This is a genomic window from Streptomyces sp. TSRI0281 (assembly GCF_001905125.1).
Taxonomy (GTDB): Bacteria; Actinomycetota; Actinomycetes; order Streptomycetales; family Streptomycetaceae; genus Streptomyces.
In genome coordinates, this window is record NZ_LWLE01000010.1 from 97,781 (window position 1) to 118,668 (window position 20,888).

Genomic DNA, 20,888 nt, shown 5'->3' on the forward strand with positions numbered 1-20,888 from the left:
GGTGCCCCGGTGCCTTACTTGCCGGCGGTGGCGACGGCCTTGTCGATGATCGGCAGGTAGCGCTCGATCGTCCACGGGACGGTCAGCGGGTTGATGATCGAGGAGGCCGTGACGAAGGAGTTGTCGTCGCTCGCGACGACGGCGCCCTTCTTGACCGCGGGGATCGCCCCGTACAGCGGCTGCGCCTCGGTCTCCTTACGGGTCTTGTCGTCCGTGTAGAACGTGAAGACGAGGTCGCTGTCCTTGAGCTTCTCGGCGTTCTCCAGTCCGATGAGCGCCGAGTCGGTGCCCTCGGTCTCCTTGAAGGTGTTCACGACGGGGTCGACGGTCAGGCCGAGCGAGGAGACCATCTTGACGCGCTGCTCCTCGGGCTTGAAGACACCGAGGGTGCCGGGGCCGGAGGTGTAGATGTACGAGAACGTGACGTTCTTGTAGTCCGGCCGGGTGGCCGCGGCGTCGGCGAGCTGCTTCTCGATCGTCGTCTTCAGGCCGGAGGCGTCCTCGGTCCGGCCGAGCGCCTTGCCGATGATGTCGATCTGCTGGTCCCAGTCGGTGCTCCACGCCTTGTCGGGGTAGGCGACCGTGGGCGCGATGTCCTTGAGGATGTCGTACTGCTTCTGTGTGATGCCCGACCACGGGGCGAGGATCACGTCGGGCTCCAGCTCGGTGATGGCCTCGAAGTCGATGTCCTCGCCGCCGGTGAACTGCTTGGGCAGCTTGTCGCCCGACTTCTTGACGGCCTCGTTGATCCACGGCAGGTAGCCGGACTTGTCGCTGCCCCACTCGTAGCTCTCGATGCCCACCGGGGTGTTGCCGAGCGCGATGGCGGTCTCCGCGGAGCCCTGGCCGAGCGTGACGATGCGCTCGGGCCTGTCCTCGATCTTCGCGGTGCCGAGCGAGCTCTTGATCGAGACGGGGAAGGCTCCACCGCTCTTCGCCGAGGTCTTCGCCGCGTCCTTGTCGCCGTCGCCGTCCGAGGAGCAGCCGCCGAGGGCGAGTGCGAGAGCGGCGGCGGTGGCCGAAGCGGCAAGGGTGTGACGGCGCACGCGGGTGAACCCGAGCATTGGTGTTCCTCATGATTGGCGAACGAGTGAGAGTAAGGCAAGCCTAAGCTAACGCATGGGGCATGCCTCGTCCGCCCCCCTCCCCCGCCCCTCGGCCACCCCCTCCCTCCAGCCCTCGGCCGCCCCCTCCCCCCGACCCCCGACCACCTCCCCTCCGGGCCGCTATCGGCGCCGCCCGGGGTTCGGCGCCGATAGCAGAGTCCAACGGCGCGTGTCCCGCAGATGTAGAGATACGACACAATCACGCAACATTTAATCTTTCACTAGATGATTGACTGACAGACGAAAATTTCGTACCGTCGAGCCTCATGTTGCACTTCGATTCACCGCCTCGGGGGCGGAGTGCGATCCGCGTACTGGCCCCCGGCCGACCGTCGTTGCTCACCGCCGGCATGACGGCATTACTCCAGGAGGACCCAGGGTTCGAGATCCTCACGGCCCGCCCCGCCACGGCGGACGCCGCACCTCGCACTCCCCTCCCCGACGTGTTCCTGATCGAGGACGTCCCCACCGTTCCGGTTGACGAAGCCGTCGGACCCGCCCTGCGTTCTCCCGGCGAGACGCGCGCCACCCGTGCGCTGATCGTCATGGAGAACGGCCGCACCGACCGCGTCTTCGGCTACCTCCGGCTCGGCGCCCGGTCGTTCGTCACTGTCGACGCCGTACCGGAAGTCCTGCTCGCCGCAGTCCGGGCCACCGCCCGGGGCGACGCCTTTCTCACCCATGACGCGGCCCGCCGCGTCATCGACACCGCACTCCCCCACGGGCACGAAGACGTGTCCCCACCGGCCGGCCCCACCACGCCGCTGACCGTCCGGGAGAGGGAGATCCATGCCCTGCTGGCGGCCGGGCGGTCCAACGCGGAGATCGCCGAGATCTGCGGTCTGAGCAGCAAGACCGTGAAGTTCCACGTCTCGAACATCCTGCGCAAGCTCGGCATGCGCAATCGCATCCAGGCCGTCGTCCACGCCGCGCATCTGTGCGGCCGGGGCACGGCGGCCTGAGCCTCGCCCCACCCCTCACGGCCGCCCGGCCCCACCAGGACGCGCCCCACCTCCCACGGCCGCCCGGCCCCACACGGGCGCCCTCGGCCCCGTACGTCCAGCCGCCACGGGGCTCACCGCTCACCCGCACACCCGCCTACCCCCGCGTTTCGCACATGTATGGAGAGGTTCATGCCGACACGACCCGCCGCGGCCGTCGCCGCAACCACGACAGCCCTGCTCCTCTCGCTCACCGCCTGCGGCGGCGGCGAGAACCAGGGCGCCGGAAAGGGGGGCGACCCCGTACGCGGGGGCACGTTCACCTACGCCGCCGCCGTCGGCACCTCCTGCCTCGACCCGCACACCAGCCCGGGGGACATCGCCGCCGTCGTCCAGCGCAATGTGTTCGACTCGCTCGTCCAGCTCGACGCCAAGGGCAGGCTCCACCCCTGGCTCGCCACCTCCTGGAAGGTCTCCGCCGACACCCGCAGCTACACGTTCCAGCTGCGCGACGACGTCACCTTCCACGACGGAACCCCGTTCGACGCGGCCGCCGTCAAGGCCAACCTCGAACACATCAAGGCCCCCGCCACCAAGTCCCTGTACGCCTCCGCCCTGCTCGGCCCGTACAGCGGCAGCGAGGTGCTCGGCGAGCACAGCATCAGGATCACGTTCTCCGAGCCCAACATCCCCTTCCTCCAGGCGGCGAGCACCCCCTACCTGGGCATCGCCTCGCCCACGTCCCTCAAGAAGTTCAAGGACCAGCTCTGCGCGGGCGGGAAGTACTCCGTGGGCACCGGCCCGTACCGCTCGGAGCGGTACGTCAAGAACGACCGGGCCGAGTTCACCCGCAACAAGGACTACACCTGGTCCCCGCGGGGCGCCGCCCACCAGGGTCCGCCGCTCGTCGACAAGCTCGTGATCCGGTTCCTGCCCGAGGACTCGGTCCGGGCCGGAGCCCTGACCAGCGGTCAGGTGGACGCCGCGGCGGTGCCCGTGACCTCGGCGAAGGCGGTGCGGCGCGATACCTCGCTGCGCCTGACCAAGCAGCAGTCGCCCGGCGCCTCCTACTCCCTGTACCTCAACACCGACCGCGGGCCGCTGCGCGACGAACGGGTCCGGCGCGCCTTCCAGCAGTCCGTCGACGTGGACGCGCTGATCCGCAGCATCTACCAGGGCGAGTACGAGCGTGCCTGGAGCCCGCTGAGCCCCACCACCCCCGCCGCGTACGACGATTCCATCAAGGGCGCCGTCCGCCACGACCCGGCCGCCGCGGCCACCCTCCTCGACCAGGCCGGCTGGACCGGGCGGGACGCGAAGGGCTATCGCACCAGGAGCGGTGAACGCCTCGCGCTGCACTGGCCGTTCATCGGCGCCCTCGTCCGCGACCAGCGCGACGTGCTGGCCGAGGCGGTACAGGCGGAGCTGAAGAAGAACGGCATCGACCTCGTCCGCGACCCGGTCGAGACCGGCGCCTACTTCGAGCGCTACGGCAAGGGCGACTACGACGTGTGGGACAACGCCTGGGTGCGCGCCGACCCGGCGATCCTCGCGGGCTTCTACCTCTCCACCAACCTGCCCTCCGCGGGCGGGCAGAACGTCTCCCACACCGACGACCGGCAGGTCGACAGCTGGCTGCGCGCGGGCGCGGCCGAGGAGGAGCCCGCCGCGCGCGAGACGTCGTACGCCAAGGTCGAGCGCTGGGCGGTCGACCACGGCACCGTCCTGCCCCTGTACGTCCCGGTCACCTCGATCGGCACCACCGCGGCCGCCCGGGGCCTGACCTTCGACGCCAACGCGTGGCCGCAGTTCGCCGGTGTCTGGAAGAACACGAAGTGAGCGGCCGCCTCCCCCCGGCCGGCCGCTGGCTGCTCCACCGGGCCGTCGGCGCCGTGCTGGTGCTGTGGGGCGCGGCGAGTCTGACGTTCCTGGTGCTCCACCTCGTCCCCGGCGACCCGGTGACGACCCTGCTCGGCGCCTCCGCCACCGATTCGGCGGCGCTGCGCGAGGAGATCCGGCACGAGTACCACCTGGACGACCCGCTGGCCGTGCAGTATGTGTCGTTCCTCGGGCGACTGGTCACGGGCGACCTGGGCAGCTCCTACCAGCAACAACAGCCCGTCTCCGTCATCATCGGCGAACAGGTCGGCGACACCGCCGAGTTGGCGCTCAGCGCGCTCGCCCTGCTGGTGGTGGCCGCCCTGGTCACGGCCACGGCGACGGCGGGACGGCGGCGCCGGGTGCGCGGCGCCGTCTCCGGGGCGGAACTGGTGGCCGTCTCCACCCCGGCGTTCTGGCTCGGCATCGTGCTGCTGACCGTCTTCTCGTTCCGGCTGAACGTGTTTCCGGTGGCCGGAGCGGGCGACTGGCGTTCGCTGGTGCTGCCGGCCGTCACGCTCGCGGTGCCGTTCGGCTCCCTGCTCGCCCAGGTGCTCCGGGAGGGGATGGAGGCCGCGCTGCACCAGCCGTTCGCGCTCACCGCCCGCTCCCGGGGGCTGGGCGGCACCGCGCTGCGGCTGCGGCACGCGCTGCGGCACGCCGCCGTCCCCGCCGTCACCCTCAGCGGCTGGCTGGCGGGCGGGCTGCTCGGCGGAACGGTACTGGTGGAGACCGTGTTCGCCCGTCCGGGCCTCGGCCGGGTGGCGCTGGACGCGATCTCCGGCCGGGACATCCCGGTGGTCGTCGGACTCGTCCTGCTGTCCGCCACCGTCTATCTCGTCGTCAACGCGATCGCGGATCTGGTCTGCCTCTGGGCCGATCCGCGCCTCAGGAGCCCCGTATGAGCGCCCGGCCCACCGGCGGCGTCCTGGTCCGGCCCACCACCGGCCACCTGCGGGAGCGGCTGGCCGGGTTCCGGCCCGGCCTGCTGCTCTCCGCGGCCGTCCTGGCGGTCGCCGCCGTCGCCTGCGTCAGCCCCGGACTGCTGGCGGGTGCCTCTCCCACGGACGCCGATCCGGTCGCCGCCCTGCTGCCGCCCGGCGCCGAGCACTGGTTCGGCACGGACCAACTGGGCCGGGACGTCTACGCCCGGGTGATCCACGGGGCGCGTCACTCCCTGCTGCTGGGCGTCGGGGCGACCGCGCTCGGGGTGCTGGTGGGCCTGCTGATCGGTCTGCCCGCCGCGCTGCTCGGACGGTTCGCCGACCAGGCGGCGATGCGCGGCATGGACATCATGCTGGCGCTGCCCGAACTGCTGCTCGCCCTCCTGGTGATCGCCGTGGTGGGCCCCAGCTCGGTCAACGCGGCGCTGGCCATCGCGGTCGCCTCGGTGCCGGGATACGCGCGGCTGATCCGGGGGCAGGCCCAGGTGGTCCGCAGGGCGGAGTACATCCGCTCCGCCATCGGGCTCGGGCTGCGCCGCCGCACCGTGGTGCTGCGGCACGTCCTGCCCAACACCCTCGGTCCGCTGGTCGTCCCCGCGACGCTCGGTGTCGGTACGGCGATCATCTCCGGCTCCGCGCTCAGTTTCCTCGGCCTCGGCCCCAGGGCCCCCACCCCGGAGTGGGGGGCGATGCTCGCCCAGGGGCGGGACGCGTTGCAGAGCGCGTGGTGGATCGCGGTGTTCCCCGGCGCGGCGATCACCGTGTCGGTGATCGCCGTCACCGTCGTCGGGCGGCACCTGCACATCGGACTGGAAGGCAGGCCCGGAGCATGACCGCTCCCCCGAAGAACCCGGCGCTCCCCCCGAAGCACGGACCGGACTCACCGGCCCTCCCCCCGCAGGACGGACCGGACTCACCCGCGCTCCCCCCGCAGGACGGAGCCGAACCCGCGGCCGTCGCGCTGGCCGTGCGCGGACTGACCGTCGCCTTCGGCCACGGACGCCGACGCCGGACGGTGGTCCACGACGTCTCCCTCACCCTGGCGCCCGGTGAATGCCTGGCGCTGGTGGGCGAGTCGGGCTCCGGCAAGAGTGTGACGGCCAGGGCCCTGATCGGCCTCGCCGGACCGGAGTCGGCCGTCCACAGCGAAGGGCTCCAGGTCGACGGCCGTGACGCCACCGGCTTCCGCGAACGCGAGTGGCGCACGGTACGCGGCCGGGTGGTGGGGCTCGTCTCCCAGGACGCCCTGTCGGCACTCGACCCGCTGCGGCGGGTGGGGGCCGAGGTCGCCGAGCCGCTGCTGGTCCACCGGCTGGCCCGGCGCGGTGAGGTGGCGGAGCGGGTCACCGGGCTGCTCCGCGACGCCGGGGTCCCGGAACCGGAGCTGCGGGCCCGGCAGTATCCGCACCAGCTCTCCGGCGGACTGCGCCAGCGCGCGCTGATCGCCTCGGCCACGGCGGGCGGGCCACGGGTGCTGATCGCGGACGAGCCCACCACCGCGCTGGATGTCACGGTCCAGGCCCGCGTGCTGGAACTCCTGCGGGAGCTCAAGGAGTCCGGAACCGCCCTGCTGCTCATCAGCCACGATCTCGCGGTGGTCGCCCAACTCGCCGACCGGATCGCGGTGATGACCCAGGGGCGGGTGGTGGAGACCGGCTCGACCGGTCAGGTGCTCGGAACCCCTCGGCACCCGTACACACGCGCCCTGATCGCCTCGGTCCCGGCACTCGACGCCGTGCCCCCGCGGGGACGACCGCCGGGGGCACAGAACGAGGACGCGCCGCTGACGGGGGCCGAGGACGCACCATCGCCGCGATCAGGCGGAGAGGACGCGGCACCGCCGGGGTCCGGGGCCGAGGACGCGGCACCGCCGCCCCCGCCGGGAGCCGGCGCGGTCCTGCTGTCGGCGCACGGGCTGGTGAAGCGGTACCGCTCCCCGGACGGCGGCGTCCGCACGGCGGTCCGGGACCTGGACTTCACGCTCGCGCACGGCGAAACGCTGGGCGTCGTGGGCGAGTCGGGCTCCGGGAAGAGCACGCTCGCCGCCATGGTGATGGGGCTGCTGGCGCCCGACGCCGGTGAGGTCCGGCTGGACGGCGGGCCCTGGAGCGCGCTGGACGAACGGCGGCGGCGTCCGCTGCGCCGGGGCGTCCAGCTCGTCCACCAGGACCCGCTCGGGTCGTTCGACCCCCGGTTCACCGTGCGGCGCCTCCTCGACGAGGCGCTGTCCGTGGCCGGTCCGGCGCGCGGCGCGCGGCGCCGGGAGCGGGCGGCCGAGCTCCTGGAACAGGTCGGCCTCGACACGGCCGTGCTGGAGCGGCGGCCGGCCCGGCTGTCCGGAGGCCAGCGCCAGCGCGTGGCGATCGCCCGTGCGCTGGCCACCTCACCGCGGCTGCTGGTCTGCGACGAGCCGGTCTCCGCGCTCGACGTGACGGTGCAGGCCCAGGTGCTGGAGCTGCTGGCGTCGCTCCGCGCGGCGTACGGGCTGGCGATGCTGTTCATCTCGCACGACCTGGCGGTGGTGCGGCAGGTCAGCGACCGGGTCCTGGTGATGCGCGACGGCGACATCGTCGAACAGGGCCCCGTCGCCGAGGTCCTGGGCACACCCCGCCACCCGTACACCCGTCAGCTGCTGGCAGCCGTACCGCGTCTCCCGGCCGCCCCTCGACCCTCATGATCCGCGACCATGTCACCCGTACCCCGGATGGAGTTCCATGCCCCCGCTCGACCTGACCGCCGACGAAGTACTCACCACCACCCGGGCCGTCCGCAAGCGGCTCGACCTGACCCGGCCCGTGGAACGGAAGCTGATCGAGGAATGCCTCGAACTGGCCACCCAGGCACCCACCGGGCGCAACCGGCAGCGCTGGGACTTCGTCTTCGTGACGGACCCGGCCAAGCGCGCCGCCCTCGCGGACCTCTACCGGCTGGGGCTCGCGCGTCCCCGTCAGCAGGTCGTCCGGGACGGGGTGAACCGTGGTGATCTGGCGCGCGGCCACCGGATCATGGACAGCGCCCAGCGCCTCTTCGAGCATCTGCACGAGGTCCCCGTGCTGCTCGTCCCGTGCATCCGGGTCCAGGGGCGGCACGAGATCGACTCGCACGTCGGGCAGGCCAACACCTGGGGGTCGATCCTCCCGGCCGTCTGGCAGTTCATGCTGGCCGCCCGCTCGCGCGGGCTCGGCACGGCGTGGACCACGCCTCATCTGCACTACGAGCGCGAGGCCGCCGAATTGCTCGGAGTGCCCTACGAGACCGTTCTGCAGACCGCGCTGATCCCGGTGGCCCACACGATCGGCACCGACTTCCGGCCCGGACCGCGGGTCGATGCCGATGAGGTCGCGCACTGGGACAGCTGGTAGCGGCGCGGGCGCCGGGGGCGGGCGGGCGCCGGGGGCGGGTGCGCGCCGGGGGCGGGTGCGCACCCGGTGGACGCGGGGCTTCCGCACGGTTGCCGTTATTTCGATGATGTGCAAACCTACGAACGAAGCCTACGAGCCATCGGCAGGCAGGTGCTCCCGGCCCCCCGCGGTCCGGGGCGAGCGAGAGGAGAGGGCCCGTGCGCACCCTCAGCCACCCCGCCCGGTCCGACATCGAACTCACCGCGGTCTTCCACGCGCTGAGCGATCCGACCCGGCTCTCGATCGTCCGGAGCCTGGTCGGCATCGACGAGCAGTCCTGCGGCACCCTGGACATCCCGCTCTCCAAGTCGACGCTCTCCCACCATCTGAAGGTGCTCCGCGACGCGGGCGTCACACACACCCGCATCGAGGGCACCCACCGCTATATGTCGCTGCGCCGCGAGGATCTCGACGCCCGGTTCCCCGGACTCCTGGACGTGGCACTCGCGGGCGACAGCACGCTCGCGCACTGAGTCCGGCGCTCAGGTCCGGACCGAAGTCCGCGCCGAGGCCGACGCCGAGGTCCGTGCTCAGGTCCGTGCTCAGGTCTGCGGCGTTCCTCCCTTCCTGGTGAACTCGGCCACCCGGAAGGCCAGATCGAGGGACTGGCCGCGGTTCAGCCGCGGGTCGCACGCCGTCTCGTACCGCCGGTGCAGATCGTCCACGAAGATCTCGTGGCCGCCGCCGACGCACTCGGTGACATCGTCACCGGTCAGTTCGACATGGATGCCGCCCGGGTGCGTACCCAGGCCGTGGTGCACCTCGAAGAAGCCCCTCACCTCGTCCAGGACGTCGTCGAAGCGGCGCGTCTTGTGGCCGGAGGCCGCCTCGAAGGTGTTGCCGTGCATCGGATCCGTCACCCATACCGGGCGGGCTCCGGAGGCCGTGACCTTCTCCACCAGTCCGGGCAGCAGGTCACGGACCTTCGCCGCCCCCATCCGGACGATGAAGGTCAGCCGGCCCGGCTCGCGCTCCGGATCGAGCCGGTCGAGATACGCGAGCACCTCGTCGACGTCCGTCGACGGGCCGAGCTTGACGCCGACGGGGTTGCGGATCTTCGAGGCGAACCCGATGTGCGCACCGTCGAGCGCGCGGGTGCGCTCACCGATCCAGATCATGTGCCCGGAGGTGTCGTACAGCTCCCCCGTGCGCTCGTCGGTACGGGTCAGCGCATTCTCGTAGTCCAGCAGCAGTCCTTCGTGCGAGGAGTAGAACTCCACCGCCCTGAGCTGCTCCGGGTCCGTGCCGCACGCCTTCATGAAGGCCAGCGCCTTGTCGATCTCCCGGGCCAGGGCCTCGTAACGCCGCCCGGACGGCGATGACTTCACGAACTCCCGGTTCCAGGTGTGGACCCGGCCCGGATCGGCGTAGCCACCGGTGGTGAACGCGCGCACCAGGTTCAGCGTCGACGCGGACGCCCGGTACATCCGCCTCAGCCGTTCCGGATCGGGGGTGCGGGCCTCCTCGGTGAAGGCCAGGCCGTTGACCGCGTCGCCCCGGTAGGAGGGCAGGGTCACCCCGTCACGGGTCTCGGTCGGGCTGGAACGGGGCTTGGCGTACTGGCCGGCGATCCTGCCGATCTTCACCACCGGCACCGAAGCGGCGTAGGTCAGCACGGCGCTCATCTGGAGCATCGTCTGCAGGGTGCCCTGGACGTACTCCGCGGAGACCCGGTCGAACACCTCGGCGCAGTCGCCCCCCTGGAGCAGGAACGCCTCCCCCCGGGCCACGGCCGCGAGGCGGTCGCGCAGTTGGTCGCACTCGCCCGCGAAGACGAGCGGCGGATACGCGGCGAGCTCCGCGAGCACGCCGTTCAGCGCCTCGGGGTCGGGATAGGCGGGCTGCTGCCCGGTCGCTGCGGAGCCGGGGACCGGGCCCCGCACCTCAGCCCCCCGCCGATCGGCGCGGCGCGTTCACAGGACCACCTGTACGTCGTAGGCGGTGAGCCACTCGTTGAGCTGGAGGGCGCGCGGCAGGATCGGCGGCGGGGTGAAGGTGCCGTTGACCCAGTCCTGGTTCCTGACCATGGCACGCAGGGTGTCCGCGTCCAGCAGTTCCATCGCGGGCGAACCCGGGTCCTCGATCATGTCGGAGACCGCGGTGCGCACGGATTCCAGGTACTCGGGGCTCTGCCCGACGGGGAAGCCGCTCTTGGGGCGGTGGACGACCTCGGCGGGCAGGGCGTCCTCGACGGCGGCGCGCAGCAGTCCCTTCTCCCGGCCGCCGAGCCGCTTCAGTCGCCAGGGCACGTTCCACACGTACTCGACCAGGCGGTGGTCGCAGTAGGGGACGCGGACCTCCAGGCCGTTGGCCATGCTCATACGGTCCTTCCGGTCGAGGAGGAAGGGCAGGAACCGGGTGTGCTGGAGGTAGTAGACCTCGCGCATCCGGCGGTCGACGCCGCTCTCGCCGTCGAGATGGGGGACTTCGCCCAAGGCCTCGCGGTAGCGGCTCTCCAGCCGTTCGTGCAGGTCCAGATGGGGGCGCAGCTGCGGCGACAGCACGGCGTTGCGGTCCTTGACCCCGGCCGACCAGGGAAAGCCGCCGCTGGGCCGCTCGGCCTCGCTCGCGAACCAGGGGTAGCCGCCGAAGGCGTCGTCCGCGCCCTCTCCGGACAGCGCGACGGTGAGGTGTCTGCGCACCTCCCGGAACAGGAGGTACAGCGAGACGTCCAGGTCGCCCACGCCGGGGTAGTCGCGGGCGCGCAGCGCGATGCCGGACTCGGAGAGCAGGGAGGCGGGTTCGACCAGTACCTCCTGGTGCTTGGTGCCGACGTGGTCGACGACGGCACGGACGAAGGGGGCGTCGCGGGAGACGTGCAGGGCGTCGGCGGTGAAGTCGTCCTCGCCGCCGGCGAAGTCGACGGAGTAGGTGGCGAGAGTGCCGAGCCCTTCGGCGGCCATGGCGGACGCGCCGATCGCGGTGATGGCGCTGGAGTCGATGCCGCCGGACAGCAGTGCGCCCAGGGGCACGTCGGCGACGGTCTGCTCCGCGACGATCCGGTCCAGCAGGGACCGGACGGTGGCCACGGTCGTCTCCTGGTCGTCCTCGTGCGGGGCGGTGACGAGCTGCCAGTAGCGGTGCGAGGTGGTGCCGTTGTGGTCGAAGCGCAGGATGTGGCCGGGCAGGACCTGGCGGATCGTGCGGTAGACGGCGTCGCCGGGGCGCTTGGCGGCGACGGTGAAGACGTCCACCAGCCCTTCGGCGTCGACCTCGGGCCGCACGAGTCCGGAGGCGAAGAGCGCTTTGGGTTCGGAGCCGAAGACGACTCCGGTGGCGTGTTCCGCGTAGTACAGCGGTTTGATGCCGAGCGGGTCGCGGCCGAGGTGGAGGGTCTGCGTCCCGATGTCCCAGAGGGCGTAGGCGAACATTCCGGCGAAGCGGGTGATCGCCTCGGCGCCCCATTCCCGGTGGGCGGCGAGGATGACCTCGGTGTCGGAGGCGGTACGGAAGCGGTGTCCCCGGGCGCGGAGTTCGGCGCGCAGCTCGCGGTGGTTGTGGATCTCCCCGCTGAAGGAGACCACCGCGGTGTCGCGCCCGTCGTCCGGGCCGGTCGCGGTCATGGGCTGCCGGCCGTGCTCGGGATCGGTGACGGCGAGCCGGCGGTGTCCGAGGCCGATCCTGGGCGCGGTCCAGACCCCGGAGTCGTCGGGTCCGCGGCGGGCCAGCGTGTCCGCCATGCGGCGTACGGTCTCCGTCTCGCGGGTCAGGTCGCGTTCCCGGTCGAGCCACCCTGCTATGCCACACATGATCGGGTCTCCTCAGCTCTGGGTGGTGGACGCGTACTCGGCGAGGGTCGTCTCGACGACCCCTCTGATGGGGGCGGGCAGCCGGTCCCAGTTGCGGTCGTCGTTGAGGTCGAGCACCCGGGAGAGCTTCCAGCCGAGGTACTGGCCGAGCGAGGCGAGCGGGGGCAGCTTCTCGACCGGGCGCAGGGCGAGTTCGTAGCCGGGGAAGAGTCCGGCGATTCGGCGGGTGGTGGCCTCGGTCCAGGCCGCGTCCGCCTCGCCGGTGGTCGTCGCCAGGCACAGGATGGTGCGGTCGCGGATGACGAGCATGTAGTTCAGGACGTGTGTCGTCCCGGGGCGGGGGGCGGGGACGCGTGAGCCGTCGGCGTCGGCACCTCCCCCGGCCTTCGCCGCCTGCCCGGCCGCGTCACCCGCGTCACCCGCGTCACCCGTGTCGCCCGTGTCGCCCGTGTGACTGATGTGGCCGGTGTCGCCGTTCTCGTCGCCGGCCCAGATCGCGGACTCGAAGTCGTTCTGCCGGATGCCGTTGCCCTCCAGGGTGATGAGGTCCTGGGACCGTCCGAGGGTGCGCAGCAGAGGGGTGGCCACCCCGCAGGGGCAGTCGGCTCCGGTGATCTCCACGAGGTCGCCGGTGCGGTAGCGCAGCAGGGGCCTGGCGAGGATGTCGAGAGTGGTGACGACGAGTTCGCCCCGGTCGGGGCGGCCGTCGACGCGGCGCGTCCCCGATGCGTCGTCCAGCTCCAGGACGTAACTCTGGGTCTGGAGGTGCAGGTTGCGGTGTTCGCAGGTGACGGCGGTGGTGCCGGTCTCGGACGAGCCGTACGCGGCGACATAGGCGCGGGCGCCGGTGAGGCGTTCCAGGTGGCGGACGAAGGCGGGGCCGGTCTGCTCGGCCATCAGGAACAGCTTCTCGAAGGCCGGCACGGGCTCGTCGTTGCGGTAGGCGAACTGGATCATCTCCAGCAGCCGGGACGGGGGTCCGACGAAGACGTTGACGCCCAGCTCGCGGGTGAGCCGGAGTACCCGGGTGTAGTCGCCGGTGATGTTGTCCACCCAGGGGCGCAGTGAGAGGACCTGGAGGTATTCGAGGACCTTCTCGAACTGGTACGCGGCCGGGGCGAACGGCGCGTTGATCAGGATGAGGGCCCGGTCGGCCGGGGAGAGGATCCGGGCCCACAGCTCACCGATGTTGATGGTGTTGGCGACGAGGTCGTCCAGGGCCTTGGGCGCGGCGACGGGGTTCCCGGTCGTGCCCGAGGACTCGTAGTAGTGCAGGAATTCCGACAGACCGCGGGTGAAGGCCCGGTGTCCGCCCTCGCTGAGGGCCTTCTTGGGCAGGAAGGGAAGCTCGGTGAGGAGGTCGCCGATGGCCCGCTCCGGTTCCGTCCCGGCGGCCTTCGCCACCAGGGCGGGCCCGAGGGTGTCCTCGTAGAGACCGGAGCCGGCGGCCGCCCGGAGGGTGGCGGTGAACTTCCGTCCCAGGGAGGCGTGGTCGGGGTGTCCGGCGTGGCTGTCGCGGACGAGGGCGGTGTGGTCGCGTACCGCGTCGGCCAGTTCACGGGTGGTCGTCGTGTCACGAAGCAACAGCATGGGTGTCCCTCTCGTCAGCGGCCCCGGCGGCGCGGGCCAGGCTTCCGTCGGATATGAGGCGGGCGACGACCGTGATGTCCTGGTCCATCCGGCGGTCGCGGTCGGCGTACGGCACGTGCGAGCGGATCAGGGCGTGCACCTCGCGGGTCCAGGGGGCGGCCCGGTCCAGCCCGCGCAGATCGATGGCCTGGGCGGCCGCGAGCAGGGTGATCGCCGTGACCTGGCCGGTGAGTTCGTTGACCGTGCGGGCGTCCCGGGCGGCGGTGGTGGCCATGCTGACCTTGTCCTGGTTGTGCGCCTCGGTGGACCGGGAGAACACGGTGGCGGGCAGTGCCGTCTTGAGCGCTTCGGCGGTGACGGCGGACGCGGCGATCTGCATGCCCTTGAATCCGTGGTGCAGCCCGGCCTCGGCGCTGAGTTCGGGCGGTACGAGATTGGCGGGGAGCCCGCCGCTGAACTTCGGGTCGATGATCAGGGCGAGCTGCCGGTCGAGCAGGTCGGCGACGTTGGCCGTGGCGATCTTCAGGCTGTCCATGGCCTGGCCGACATGGCCCGCGTAGAAGTTGCCGCCGTGGTGCGGCCGTTCCTCGTCGACGGAGAACAGCGGGTTGTCCGTGGAGGCGTTGACCTCGGTGGTGAGCCAGGGGTCCACCCAGGACAGGGTGTCGCGGAGCACTCCGATCACATGGGGGGCGCAGCGTACGGAGTAGTGGTCCTGGATGCGCCGGTCCAGCTCCCGGTAGTCGCTGCCCTCCAGCGACGTGGTCCCGGCCAGGATCTGTTCGTACGTGGTGGAGAGCCGCGATCCGTCGAGCAGCCGTCGCAGGTGGGCGGCGCTGGCCACCTGCCCGGGGTGGGGCTTGGCCCGGTGGAGGAAGTCGGCGAAGTGGGAGGCGTTGCCCAGGAGCGCCTCGCTGACGAAGGCGGTGGTGATCTCGGCGGCGGTGACGATCCGGGCCGCGTCGTGCGCGGCGAGCACGGCGAAGGCGGTGGTGAAGGCGGTGCCGTTGATGAGGGCCAGGCCCTCCTTCGCCTCCAGGACGACCGGGGAGATGCCGGCCTCGCGCTGGGCGTCGGCGACCGGCAGGACGCGTTTGCCGACCTCGGCGTCGCCCTCTCCCAGCAGGGTGGCGGCGACGTAGCACAGGGGCACCAGGTCGCCGCTGGCGCCGAGTGATCCGCGCTCGGGGACCAGGGGGATGATGTCGGCGTTCAGATGGTCCAGGAGTCGGTCGATCACCAGTGGGCGGATGCCGGAGTTGCCGCGCGCCAGGCAGTTGGCGCGGATGAGGAGCGTCGCGCGGACGACGTCCGCCGGTGCGTTCGGGCCGACCCCGTTGAGGTGGTAGCGGATCAGATTGTGCTGGAGCTGTGCGGCGCGCTCGGGGCTGATCTGGTTCGTGACGCTGTCGCCGAACCCGGTGGTGACCCCGTAGATCGGTTTTCGCTCGGCCATGAGCCGGTCGCGCAGCCGCACACTGCGCTCGGCGGCCGTGACGGCACCGGGGTGCAGGACGGCACGGGCCGCGGGCTCCCGTGACGCGGGGCGGGCCAGCCGCACCACGTCGTCAAGGGTCAGGGAGGCGCCGTCCAGCGCGATGCGGGCGGGGTCGGTCCAGTCATTCACCTTCGGAACTCCAGGGAAGCGGGGGGCTTTTCGATTGCGCCCCAATACTTCGCGATGGGAGTGCCGAATTTCTTCTGCCGTCGGACCTGGTTGCGCCAGGTCCGGGGACCTGGGCCGACCCGGCCCATCGGCGTGGACCGCGAATTGTCACCGCACTGTGAACATCGTTACAAGTTTATTTCTTGCCCGGAACCTTTGAGATTCGGATTCCCCCGGCAATATTCTCGCCCTGGCACGGTCCACGTCGTCAACGATCCGGAGGCTTGGATGCCGCATACCGATACGGACCGCGGGCGGCACGGAACCATCCGGGTCCTGGCCCCCGGCTGCCGTTCGCTGTTCACCGCCGGCCTCGCCACGGCCCTGGGCCGGACACCCGGTCTGGAGGTCCTGCCGGCGGACGACGGGGCGGCGGGCTGTCCCGACGTGGCGCTGCTGGAGGACGTTCCGGCTGTTCCGGTGGCCGACACGCTCGCCGGTCTGGTGCGTCGGCTTCCCCAGGGGCCCGGCGACCGAAGACCGAAGATCATCGTCATGATGCGGGACCCGAGGACCGACCGGATCTTCGCCTACCTCCAGGCGGACGTCCGGGGCTTCGTCTGCCACGACGCCCCGCTGGACGAACTGGTCACCGCAGTGAAGGTGGTCTTCCGGAATGAAGCATTCCTGCCGCACGGCATAGCGCTCCAAGTCATCGACGGCATTCTCCCGTACCTCCCGAAGCCCGCTTCGGAAATCTGGCCGCACATGGACACACTCACCGGACGGGAGCGGGAGATATTCGCCCTGATGGCCTCCGGGGAATCAAATGCGGAGATTGCCGACGCCTTCTCCCTGAGTCAGAAGACCGTCAAATTCCATGTGTCCAACATCCTCCGAAAACTCGGAATGAAAAACCGTATCCAGGCAGTCGCCCGTGCCAGCGGAACCCACCGCGCCACGGTCTGAACAGAGAAGGTTCTCCCATGTCCGTCCCCACGTCCGCGCCCGTCCCCGCCCGGCCCGGCTCTTCCGACGGCCCCGGCTCCCCCGGGAGCGCGGGCTCCCTCGGCGCCGCCGCCGCCGCACGGGAAGCCCGCGCCGCGCTCGATGCCTTCCTCGACGCCCTCAACAGCCGCTCCGTGCCCGACTGGGCGAAAACCCTCCACTATCCGCACGTTCGGGTCCATGACGGCGCGGTCACCGTCTGGGAGACGCCGGAGATCTACATCGAGAACTCGACGCCCGAGGTGGGGCAGTTGCTGGCGACCGGCTGGGACCACAGCGGCTGGGAGCGGGTCGACCTGGTCCAGACGTCCCCCGATCAGGTGCACGCCCAGGTCAGGTTCGCCCGCTACGACAGCGAGGACAAGCCGCTCGGCTCCTTCGAGTCGCTCTACGTCCTCACCCGGCAGGACGGCCGCTGGGGCGTCCTGGCCCGGATCGGCTTCACGGCCTGAGCGACGCGACCCGCAGCGGCGGGATCCCGCCGAGCGCGGCACCGATCCGTTCGGCGAGGACGTGTTCGCCTGCGGCGGTGGGATGGAGGCCGTCGGCGTAGAGATGCGCCGCGTCCGCGACGAGGGCGAGCGCGAGCCCGTCCACCGGGTGGAGTGCGCGGTCCCCCAGGCGCTGGAGGACCCGCACCGCCTCCTCGGTGATCGCGCGGGTGTCCTCCAGCGTCAGCCCGGCACTGTTGACGGCCTTCTCGCGGTCGGGCGACGACAGCGGGGTGAGCACCACGACGGGCGTGTCCGGGTGGCCGTCGCGAATCGTGTCGATGAAGCCGCAGACGGCCGGGCCCCAGCTCCGCTCGGTGAACGCCCCCCGGATGTAGGCGTTGATGCCCAGCTCCAGCGTGATCACGTCGGCCGGCGCGTCCCGGACCGCCCGCGCGACGACCGGGTCGAGGTATGCCTCCCCGGCGAACCCGAGATTGCGCAGCCGCCACCCCCGGCCCGCCGCGACCAGGGCGGGCCAGGTCTCGGAGGGCCCCGCCGCGTACATGCACTGGGTGAGTGAACTCCCGTACGCGACCCAGCGGGGCCCCGAGCGCTCTGCCGCCCGCAGGGACCGGTGGCCGCGGAAGGAGACGGCGCCGATCCGGGTGATGCCCAGGTGCGGGAGCCAGACCTCGACCTCGGCCGGGTCCGGCCCCCCGGCAGGCAGCGGGAACGTGACCCGCTGCCTGCCGGGACCACCGGTCCAGCGGTGGACCAGGGTGCCGTCGACCCGGACGTCCAGCGGCGAGCCGCCGGGATCGTTCTCCATGTCCAGCGTCAGCTCGGCGGCGTCGGTGCGGACCGCGAAACGTACTCCCGCGGTGGTCAGCGCGATCCGGGAGAAGTTGGCCGACATCGCCGTGGCGAGCCGTTCCACGGGCATCCGCAGGGGCAGCCGGCGGCCGGAGTCACCGCTCCAGCCGCCGATGCCGTCCCAGGACAGGCGCGGATCGTCGGGGGCGAGCGTTTCCGCCCCCGTGTCCGTGGTGCGGGTGGTTTCGGCGCCGGTGGTCATGCGCGCTCACCCTCCAGGACGGCGGGGCTGTCCCCCTCGCCCGTCACGGTGCCCTCGCCCGTCACGATGCCCTCGCCCGTCACAGTGCCCTCGCCCGTCACAGTGCCATCACCCGCACCAACAGCCTTGTCCGTACCGGCGGTCGCACCCCCCTCACCGGTGTCTTCCTTCTCACCGGCGTTCTTGGCCGGACCGAGACCCAGTGCGGCGGCCAGCGCGCCGACGAGCGAGAAGATGCCCACGGCCAGGAACGCGTGGTGGTACGAGGTGAGTCCGCCGTCCGCTCCGCCGGAGGCCAGCACGGCCGCCGCCACGGCGACACCGAGGCCCCCGCCGAGTTGCAGCGCCGACTGGATCAGCGAGGTCGCGAGGCCCTGCTGCTCGTCGGCGACGCCGCTGACACCCGCGATGTTGAAGCTCGGGAAGCTCAGACCGTTGCCGATGCCGTGCAGGACGAGTGCGGGCAGCAGGACCGCGACGTAACCGCTGTGCTCACCGGCCCGCAGGAACAGCAGGATGCCCAGCCCCTGGAGCAGCAGACCGACGACGGCCGGAACGCGCAGGCCCCAGCGGTTGATGATGCGCGGGGTCAGGTTCACGGTGACGAGGATCGCCGCGGCCATCGGGACGATCGCCGTCCCGGCGCCCAGGGCGTTGTAGCCGAGGACCTGCTGGAGGTAGAGCAGGGCGACGAACTGCCAGCCGATCGTGGCGCAGGCCCAGGTCAGCCCGATGATGTTGGCCGTCGACAGGGTGCGCGAGCGGAAGATGGAGAGCTGGACCAGCGGCTCGCTGCGGCGGCTCTGGATGACCACGAAGGCGATGAGCAGCGCCACGGCCGCGGCCAGGGACAGTACGGTCACGGCCGAGCCCCAGCCCACCTCGGGGGCGCGGGTGAGCGCGAAGACCAGGAGCAGCACACCGCCGGTCGCGGTCAGCGCGCCGAAGGCGTCGAATCCGGGACGGTCGCCGGTACGGGGCTCGTCGGGGGACACCGCGTACCGGACGGCCGCGAAGACCAGGGCGGCGATGACGAAGGGGACGAAGAACGTGAGCCGCCAGTTCAGCTGGGTGAGCACACCCGAGAGCACGAGCCCGGCCGCGTAGCCGCTGGCGCCGGTGAGGGAGAAGATGCCCACCGCCCGGTTGCGCTCGGGGCCTTCCTTGAACGTCGTCATGATGATCGACAGGGCCGCCGGGGCGATGAACGCCGCCGCGATTCCCTTGACGACCCGGCTGACGATCAGCAGCCCGCCGTCCGAGACGAATCCGCCCGCCAGGCTGGCCACGGCGAACACCGCGGTTCCCCAGAAGAACATCCGGCGCCTGCCGAACAGGTCGGCGGCCCGGCCGCCGAGCAGCAGGAAACCTCCGTACGCGACCGCGTAGCCGGAGATGATCCATTGCAGTTCTTCCGGGCTCAGCCCCAGGTCGTCCTTCAGTTCGGGCAGGGCCACGCCCATCAACGAGACGTCCATGGAGTCCAGGAACAGCTGCGCGCAGAGCACAAGGAGGGCAAGTCCCTTGCGGGCGCCCAGGGTTCCGGCTGGACGCGAGGCCGACTGTGGGTCCGACATCGTTTGCCGCCATTCGATCCGGCAGACAACTGTCTGCTAGCCGATTATTTTCCACGAACGTAGCAGCCCTATCGTCTGGCAGCAAACAATCTTGACGGAACGCAAGCCGTTCGACCTTGTGGGCGACCGGGGGCATCCCTATGCTTCGATTGTTGACGAACTATAAAAGTTCACGGTGTCCCACATCCGGAGCGCACATGCCCACGGCACCACCCCGGTCCGACGACCGGTCACGTCTTCCCTCACTCACCGGACTGCGTTTCGTCGCCGTCCTCCTCGTCTTCGCCTTCCACGCCTCCCTGGAGTCGCCCTTCGCCGACGGCGGGATCAACAGGGCGTACGCGGACGTGGTGGCGAACGCGGGCTGGCTGGGGGTCAGCTTCTTCTTCGTCCTCAGCGGATTCGTCCTCACCTGGTCGTCCCGCGAGGCGGACACGGCACCCGCCTTCTGGCGCCGCCGCGCCGCGAAGGTCTATCCGCTGCACCTGCTGACCTGGGGCGCGGCCCTGCTTCTGCTCGCCTCGGCGGGCACCCCTGCCGAAGCCCGCGCCGCGATCCCCAACCTCTTCCTCGTCCAGACCTGGGTTCCCGACCGTGACGTCTTCTCCAGCCTCAACGACGTCAGCTGGTCGCTCTCCTGCGAGGTGTTCTTCTACCTCGCCTTCCCCTTCCTGATCCGCGCCGTCCTGCGGATCAGGCCCGAACGACTGTGGCTCTGGGCGGCCGGCACCGCCGTGGCCGTCCCCACCCTGCCGTGGCTCTCCGAACTGCTGCCTGCCGGTGAGGCACTTCCCTTCGGCACGGGTTCGCAGGAGCAGTTCTGGTTCGTCTACGTCCTCCCGGTCGGCCGGGCCCTGGAGTTCGCCTTCGGCATCCTCCTGGCCCGGATGCTGCTGACCGGCCGCCGCATCACCGTCGGGGTGCCGACGGCCGTGATCCTGCTGGCCATCGGTTACGCGGTCTCCCTGCGACTCCCCTTCCTCCACGGGCTGACCAGCGCGACGGTCGTCCCGATCGGCCTGCTCGTCGTGGCGGTCGCCCGCGCCGACACCGGCGGGCGCCGCTCTTTCCTGGCGAGCCCGCTCCTGATCCGGCTCGGCGAGTGGTCCTTCGCCTTCTACCTCACGCACCGGCTGCTGCTCCAGCACGGGCACCGGCTGCTCGGGGAGGGACGGACCTGGTCCACCCCGGCGGCCCTGGCCCTGCTCGCCGCCGCGTTCGCGCTGTCCCTGGCGCTCTCCTGGGCGCTGCACGTCCTGGTGGAGCAGCCCGCGATGAGGTTCTCGGGACGGTCGGGATCCGACCCTGCCGCCCCAGCCGCCCCTGCCGCCCCACCGACCCCTCCGCCACCCGTCACCCCCGCACCGGCCCTCTCCGGCGGCAGCCCGTCCCCCTGATCCCGCGGCCGGCCCGGCACCGCGGAGAACCGGGCCGGCCCCGCGGACCGACCCCGCCCCACAGACGCGACGCGCGGACCGGGCCCGCCCCATCGCCCCGACTCCGCAGACCGTCCCCACGAACCGCACCGACCGACCCGCCCCGATCACGCAGACCGTCCCCACGAACGACACCGACCGCC

General features: G+C 71.5%; 17 protein-coding genes. 10 read left to right on the forward strand and 7 right to left on the reverse strand.

The genetic code is table 11. The annotated features are described in order from the left end of the window. Positions 1-14 precede the first annotated feature (14 nt). Complete coding sequence (locus A6A29_RS16820) at positions 15-1,064, reverse strand: iron-siderophore ABC transporter substrate-binding protein (RefSeq protein ID WP_073720897.1); 1,050 nt, start codon at positions 1,062-1,064, stop codon at positions 15-17. A gap of 392 nt (positions 1,065-1,456) precedes the next feature. Here A6A29_RS16820 and A6A29_RS16830 point away from each other — a divergent pair, with 392 nt between their 5' ends. From A6A29_RS16830 to A6A29_RS16860, 7 genes are all read left to right on the forward strand, one after another. Beyond that, complete coding sequence (locus A6A29_RS16830) at positions 1,457-2,068, forward strand: response regulator transcription factor (RefSeq protein WP_158074404.1); 612 nt, start codon at positions 1,457-1,459, stop codon at positions 2,066-2,068. Between the two features lie 171 nt (positions 2,069-2,239). Next, positions 2,240-3,886 carry an ABC transporter substrate-binding protein gene (locus A6A29_RS16835; RefSeq protein WP_073720900.1) on the forward strand — a complete coding sequence of 549 codons (1,647 nt, stop codon included), beginning with the start codon at positions 2,240-2,242 and terminating at the stop codon, positions 3,884-3,886. Continuing rightward, positions 3,883-4,830: an ABC transporter permease gene (locus A6A29_RS16840; protein WP_073720901.1), complete on the forward strand. Its 948-nt coding sequence runs from the start codon at positions 3,883-3,885 to the stop codon at positions 4,828-4,830. The genes A6A29_RS16835 and A6A29_RS16840 overlap by 4 nt, the downstream gene beginning before the upstream one ends. Further along, entirely contained in the window at positions 4,827-5,702 is an 876-nt protein-coding gene (locus A6A29_RS16845) for an ABC transporter permease (RefSeq protein WP_079182797.1), read from the forward strand. Before A6A29_RS16840 ends, A6A29_RS16845 begins: the two co-directional genes overlap by 4 nt. After that, positions 5,699-7,546: a dipeptide ABC transporter ATP-binding protein gene (locus tag A6A29_RS16850; RefSeq protein ID WP_079182798.1), complete on the forward strand. Its 1,848-nt coding sequence runs from the start codon at positions 5,699-5,701 to the stop codon at positions 7,544-7,546. The genes A6A29_RS16845 and A6A29_RS16850 overlap by 4 nt, the downstream gene beginning before the upstream one ends. Positions 7,547-7,583: 37 nt before the next feature. Then, a complete protein-coding gene (locus A6A29_RS16855; RefSeq protein ID WP_073720902.1) occupies positions 7,584-8,231 on the forward strand; it encodes a nitroreductase family protein in 648 nt (215 codons plus the stop codon). A 197-nt stretch (positions 8,232-8,428) separates the two neighbouring features. After that, positions 8,429-8,743 carry an ArsR/SmtB family transcription factor gene (locus A6A29_RS16860; protein WP_073720903.1) on the forward strand — a complete coding sequence of 105 codons (315 nt, stop codon included), beginning with the start codon at positions 8,429-8,431 and terminating at the stop codon, positions 8,741-8,743. A gap of 69 nt (positions 8,744-8,812) precedes the next feature. On the opposite strand, the gene A6A29_RS16865 is transcribed toward A6A29_RS16860, so the two are convergent. From A6A29_RS16865 to A6A29_RS16880, 4 genes are read right to left on the reverse strand one after another with little or no spacing between them, the layout of a single operon-like run. Then, positions 8,813-10,153, reverse strand: coding sequence for a class II 3-deoxy-7-phosphoheptulonate synthase (locus A6A29_RS16865; protein ID WP_073720904.1), 1,341 nt, complete (start codon positions 10,151-10,153; stop codon positions 8,813-8,815). Between the two features lie 30 nt (positions 10,154-10,183). Then, positions 10,184-12,019, reverse strand: a complete 1,836-nt coding sequence (gene asnB, locus A6A29_RS16870; RefSeq protein ID WP_073720905.1) for an asparagine synthase (glutamine-hydrolyzing) — start codon at positions 12,017-12,019, stop codon at positions 10,184-10,186. 12 nt (positions 12,020-12,031) lie between these two features. After that, the gene (locus tag A6A29_RS16875; protein WP_073720906.1) at positions 12,032-13,609 is read right to left on the reverse strand and encodes a phenylacetate--CoA ligase family protein; all 1,578 of its coding nucleotides are present in this window, start codon (positions 13,607-13,609) and stop codon (positions 12,032-12,034) included. After that, positions 13,593-15,236, reverse strand: a complete 1,644-nt coding sequence (locus A6A29_RS16880; RefSeq protein ID WP_073720907.1) for an HAL/PAL/TAL family ammonia-lyase — start codon at positions 15,234-15,236, stop codon at positions 13,593-13,595. The genes A6A29_RS16875 and A6A29_RS16880 overlap by 17 nt, the downstream gene beginning before the upstream one ends. A gap of 267 nt (positions 15,237-15,503) precedes the next feature. Here A6A29_RS16880 and A6A29_RS46600 point away from each other — a divergent pair, with 267 nt between their 5' ends. After that, entirely contained in the window at positions 15,504-16,184 is a 681-nt protein-coding gene (locus A6A29_RS46600) for a helix-turn-helix transcriptional regulator (protein ID WP_073720908.1), read from the forward strand. Positions 16,185-16,201: 17 nt separating this feature from the next. Further along, positions 16,202-16,675 (forward strand): hypothetical protein, encoded by a 474-nt coding sequence (locus tag A6A29_RS16890; protein WP_079182799.1) that lies wholly within the window; start codon positions 16,202-16,204, stop codon positions 16,673-16,675. On the opposite strand, the gene A6A29_RS16895 is transcribed toward A6A29_RS16890, so the two are convergent. Then, complete coding sequence (locus A6A29_RS16895; protein WP_073720909.1) at positions 16,665-17,732, reverse strand: GDSL-type esterase/lipase family protein; 1,068 nt, start codon at positions 17,730-17,732, stop codon at positions 16,665-16,667. The genes A6A29_RS16890 and A6A29_RS16895 overlap by 11 nt on opposite strands. Continuing rightward, complete coding sequence (locus A6A29_RS16900; protein WP_079182800.1) at positions 17,729-19,309, reverse strand: MFS transporter; 1,581 nt, start codon at positions 19,307-19,309, stop codon at positions 17,729-17,731. Before A6A29_RS16900 ends, A6A29_RS16895 begins: the two co-directional genes overlap by 4 nt. Positions 19,310-19,506: 197 nt before the next feature. Between A6A29_RS16900 and A6A29_RS16905 the strand changes: the two genes are divergently transcribed. Next, positions 19,507-20,706: an acyltransferase family protein gene (locus A6A29_RS16905; RefSeq protein ID WP_073720911.1), complete on the forward strand. Its 1,200-nt coding sequence runs from the start codon at positions 19,507-19,509 to the stop codon at positions 20,704-20,706. The last annotated feature ends 182 nt before the right edge of the window (positions 20,707-20,888 follow it).

What these genes read in the sequence shown, in the direction of transcription:
- A6A29_RS16820 (WP_073720897.1), bottom strand. Translation starts at nt 1,064, where the DNA reads ATGCTCGGGTTCACCCGCGTGCGCCGTCACACCCTTGCCGCTTCGGCC.
- A6A29_RS16905 (WP_073720911.1), top strand. Translation starts at nt 19,507, where the DNA reads ATGCCCACGGCACCACCCCGGTCCGACGACCGGTCACGTCTTCCCTCA.
- asnB (WP_073720905.1), bottom strand. Translation starts at nt 12,019, where the DNA reads ATGTGTGGCATAGCAGGGTGGCTCGACCGGGAACGCGACCTGACCCGC.
- A6A29_RS16845 (WP_079182797.1), top strand. Translation starts at nt 4,827, where the DNA reads ATGAGCGCCCGGCCCACCGGCGGCGTCCTGGTCCGGCCCACCACCGGC.
- A6A29_RS16830 (WP_158074404.1), top strand. Translation starts at nt 1,457, where the DNA reads ATGACGGCATTACTCCAGGAGGACCCAGGGTTCGAGATCCTCACGGCC.
- A6A29_RS16875 (WP_073720906.1), bottom strand. Translation starts at nt 13,609, where the DNA reads ATGCTGTTGCTTCGTGACACGACGACCACCCGTGAACTGGCCGACGCG.
- A6A29_RS16835 (WP_073720900.1), top strand. Translation starts at nt 2,240, where the DNA reads ATGCCGACACGACCCGCCGCGGCCGTCGCCGCAACCACGACAGCCCTG.
- A6A29_RS46600 (WP_073720908.1), top strand. Translation starts at nt 15,504, where the DNA reads ATGCCGCATACCGATACGGACCGCGGGCGGCACGGAACCATCCGGGTC.
- A6A29_RS16900 (WP_079182800.1), bottom strand. Translation starts at nt 19,309, where the DNA reads ATGTCGGACCCACAGTCGGCCTCGCGTCCAGCCGGAACCCTGGGCGCC.
- A6A29_RS16855 (WP_073720902.1), top strand. Translation starts at nt 7,584, where the DNA reads ATGCCCCCGCTCGACCTGACCGCCGACGAAGTACTCACCACCACCCGG.
- A6A29_RS16850 (WP_079182798.1), top strand. Translation starts at nt 5,699, where the DNA reads ATGACCGCTCCCCCGAAGAACCCGGCGCTCCCCCCGAAGCACGGACCG.
- A6A29_RS16895 (WP_073720909.1), bottom strand. Translation starts at nt 17,732, where the DNA reads ATGACCACCGGCGCCGAAACCACCCGCACCACGGACACGGGGGCGGAA.
- A6A29_RS16890 (WP_079182799.1), top strand. Translation starts at nt 16,202, where the DNA reads ATGTCCGTCCCCACGTCCGCGCCCGTCCCCGCCCGGCCCGGCTCTTCC.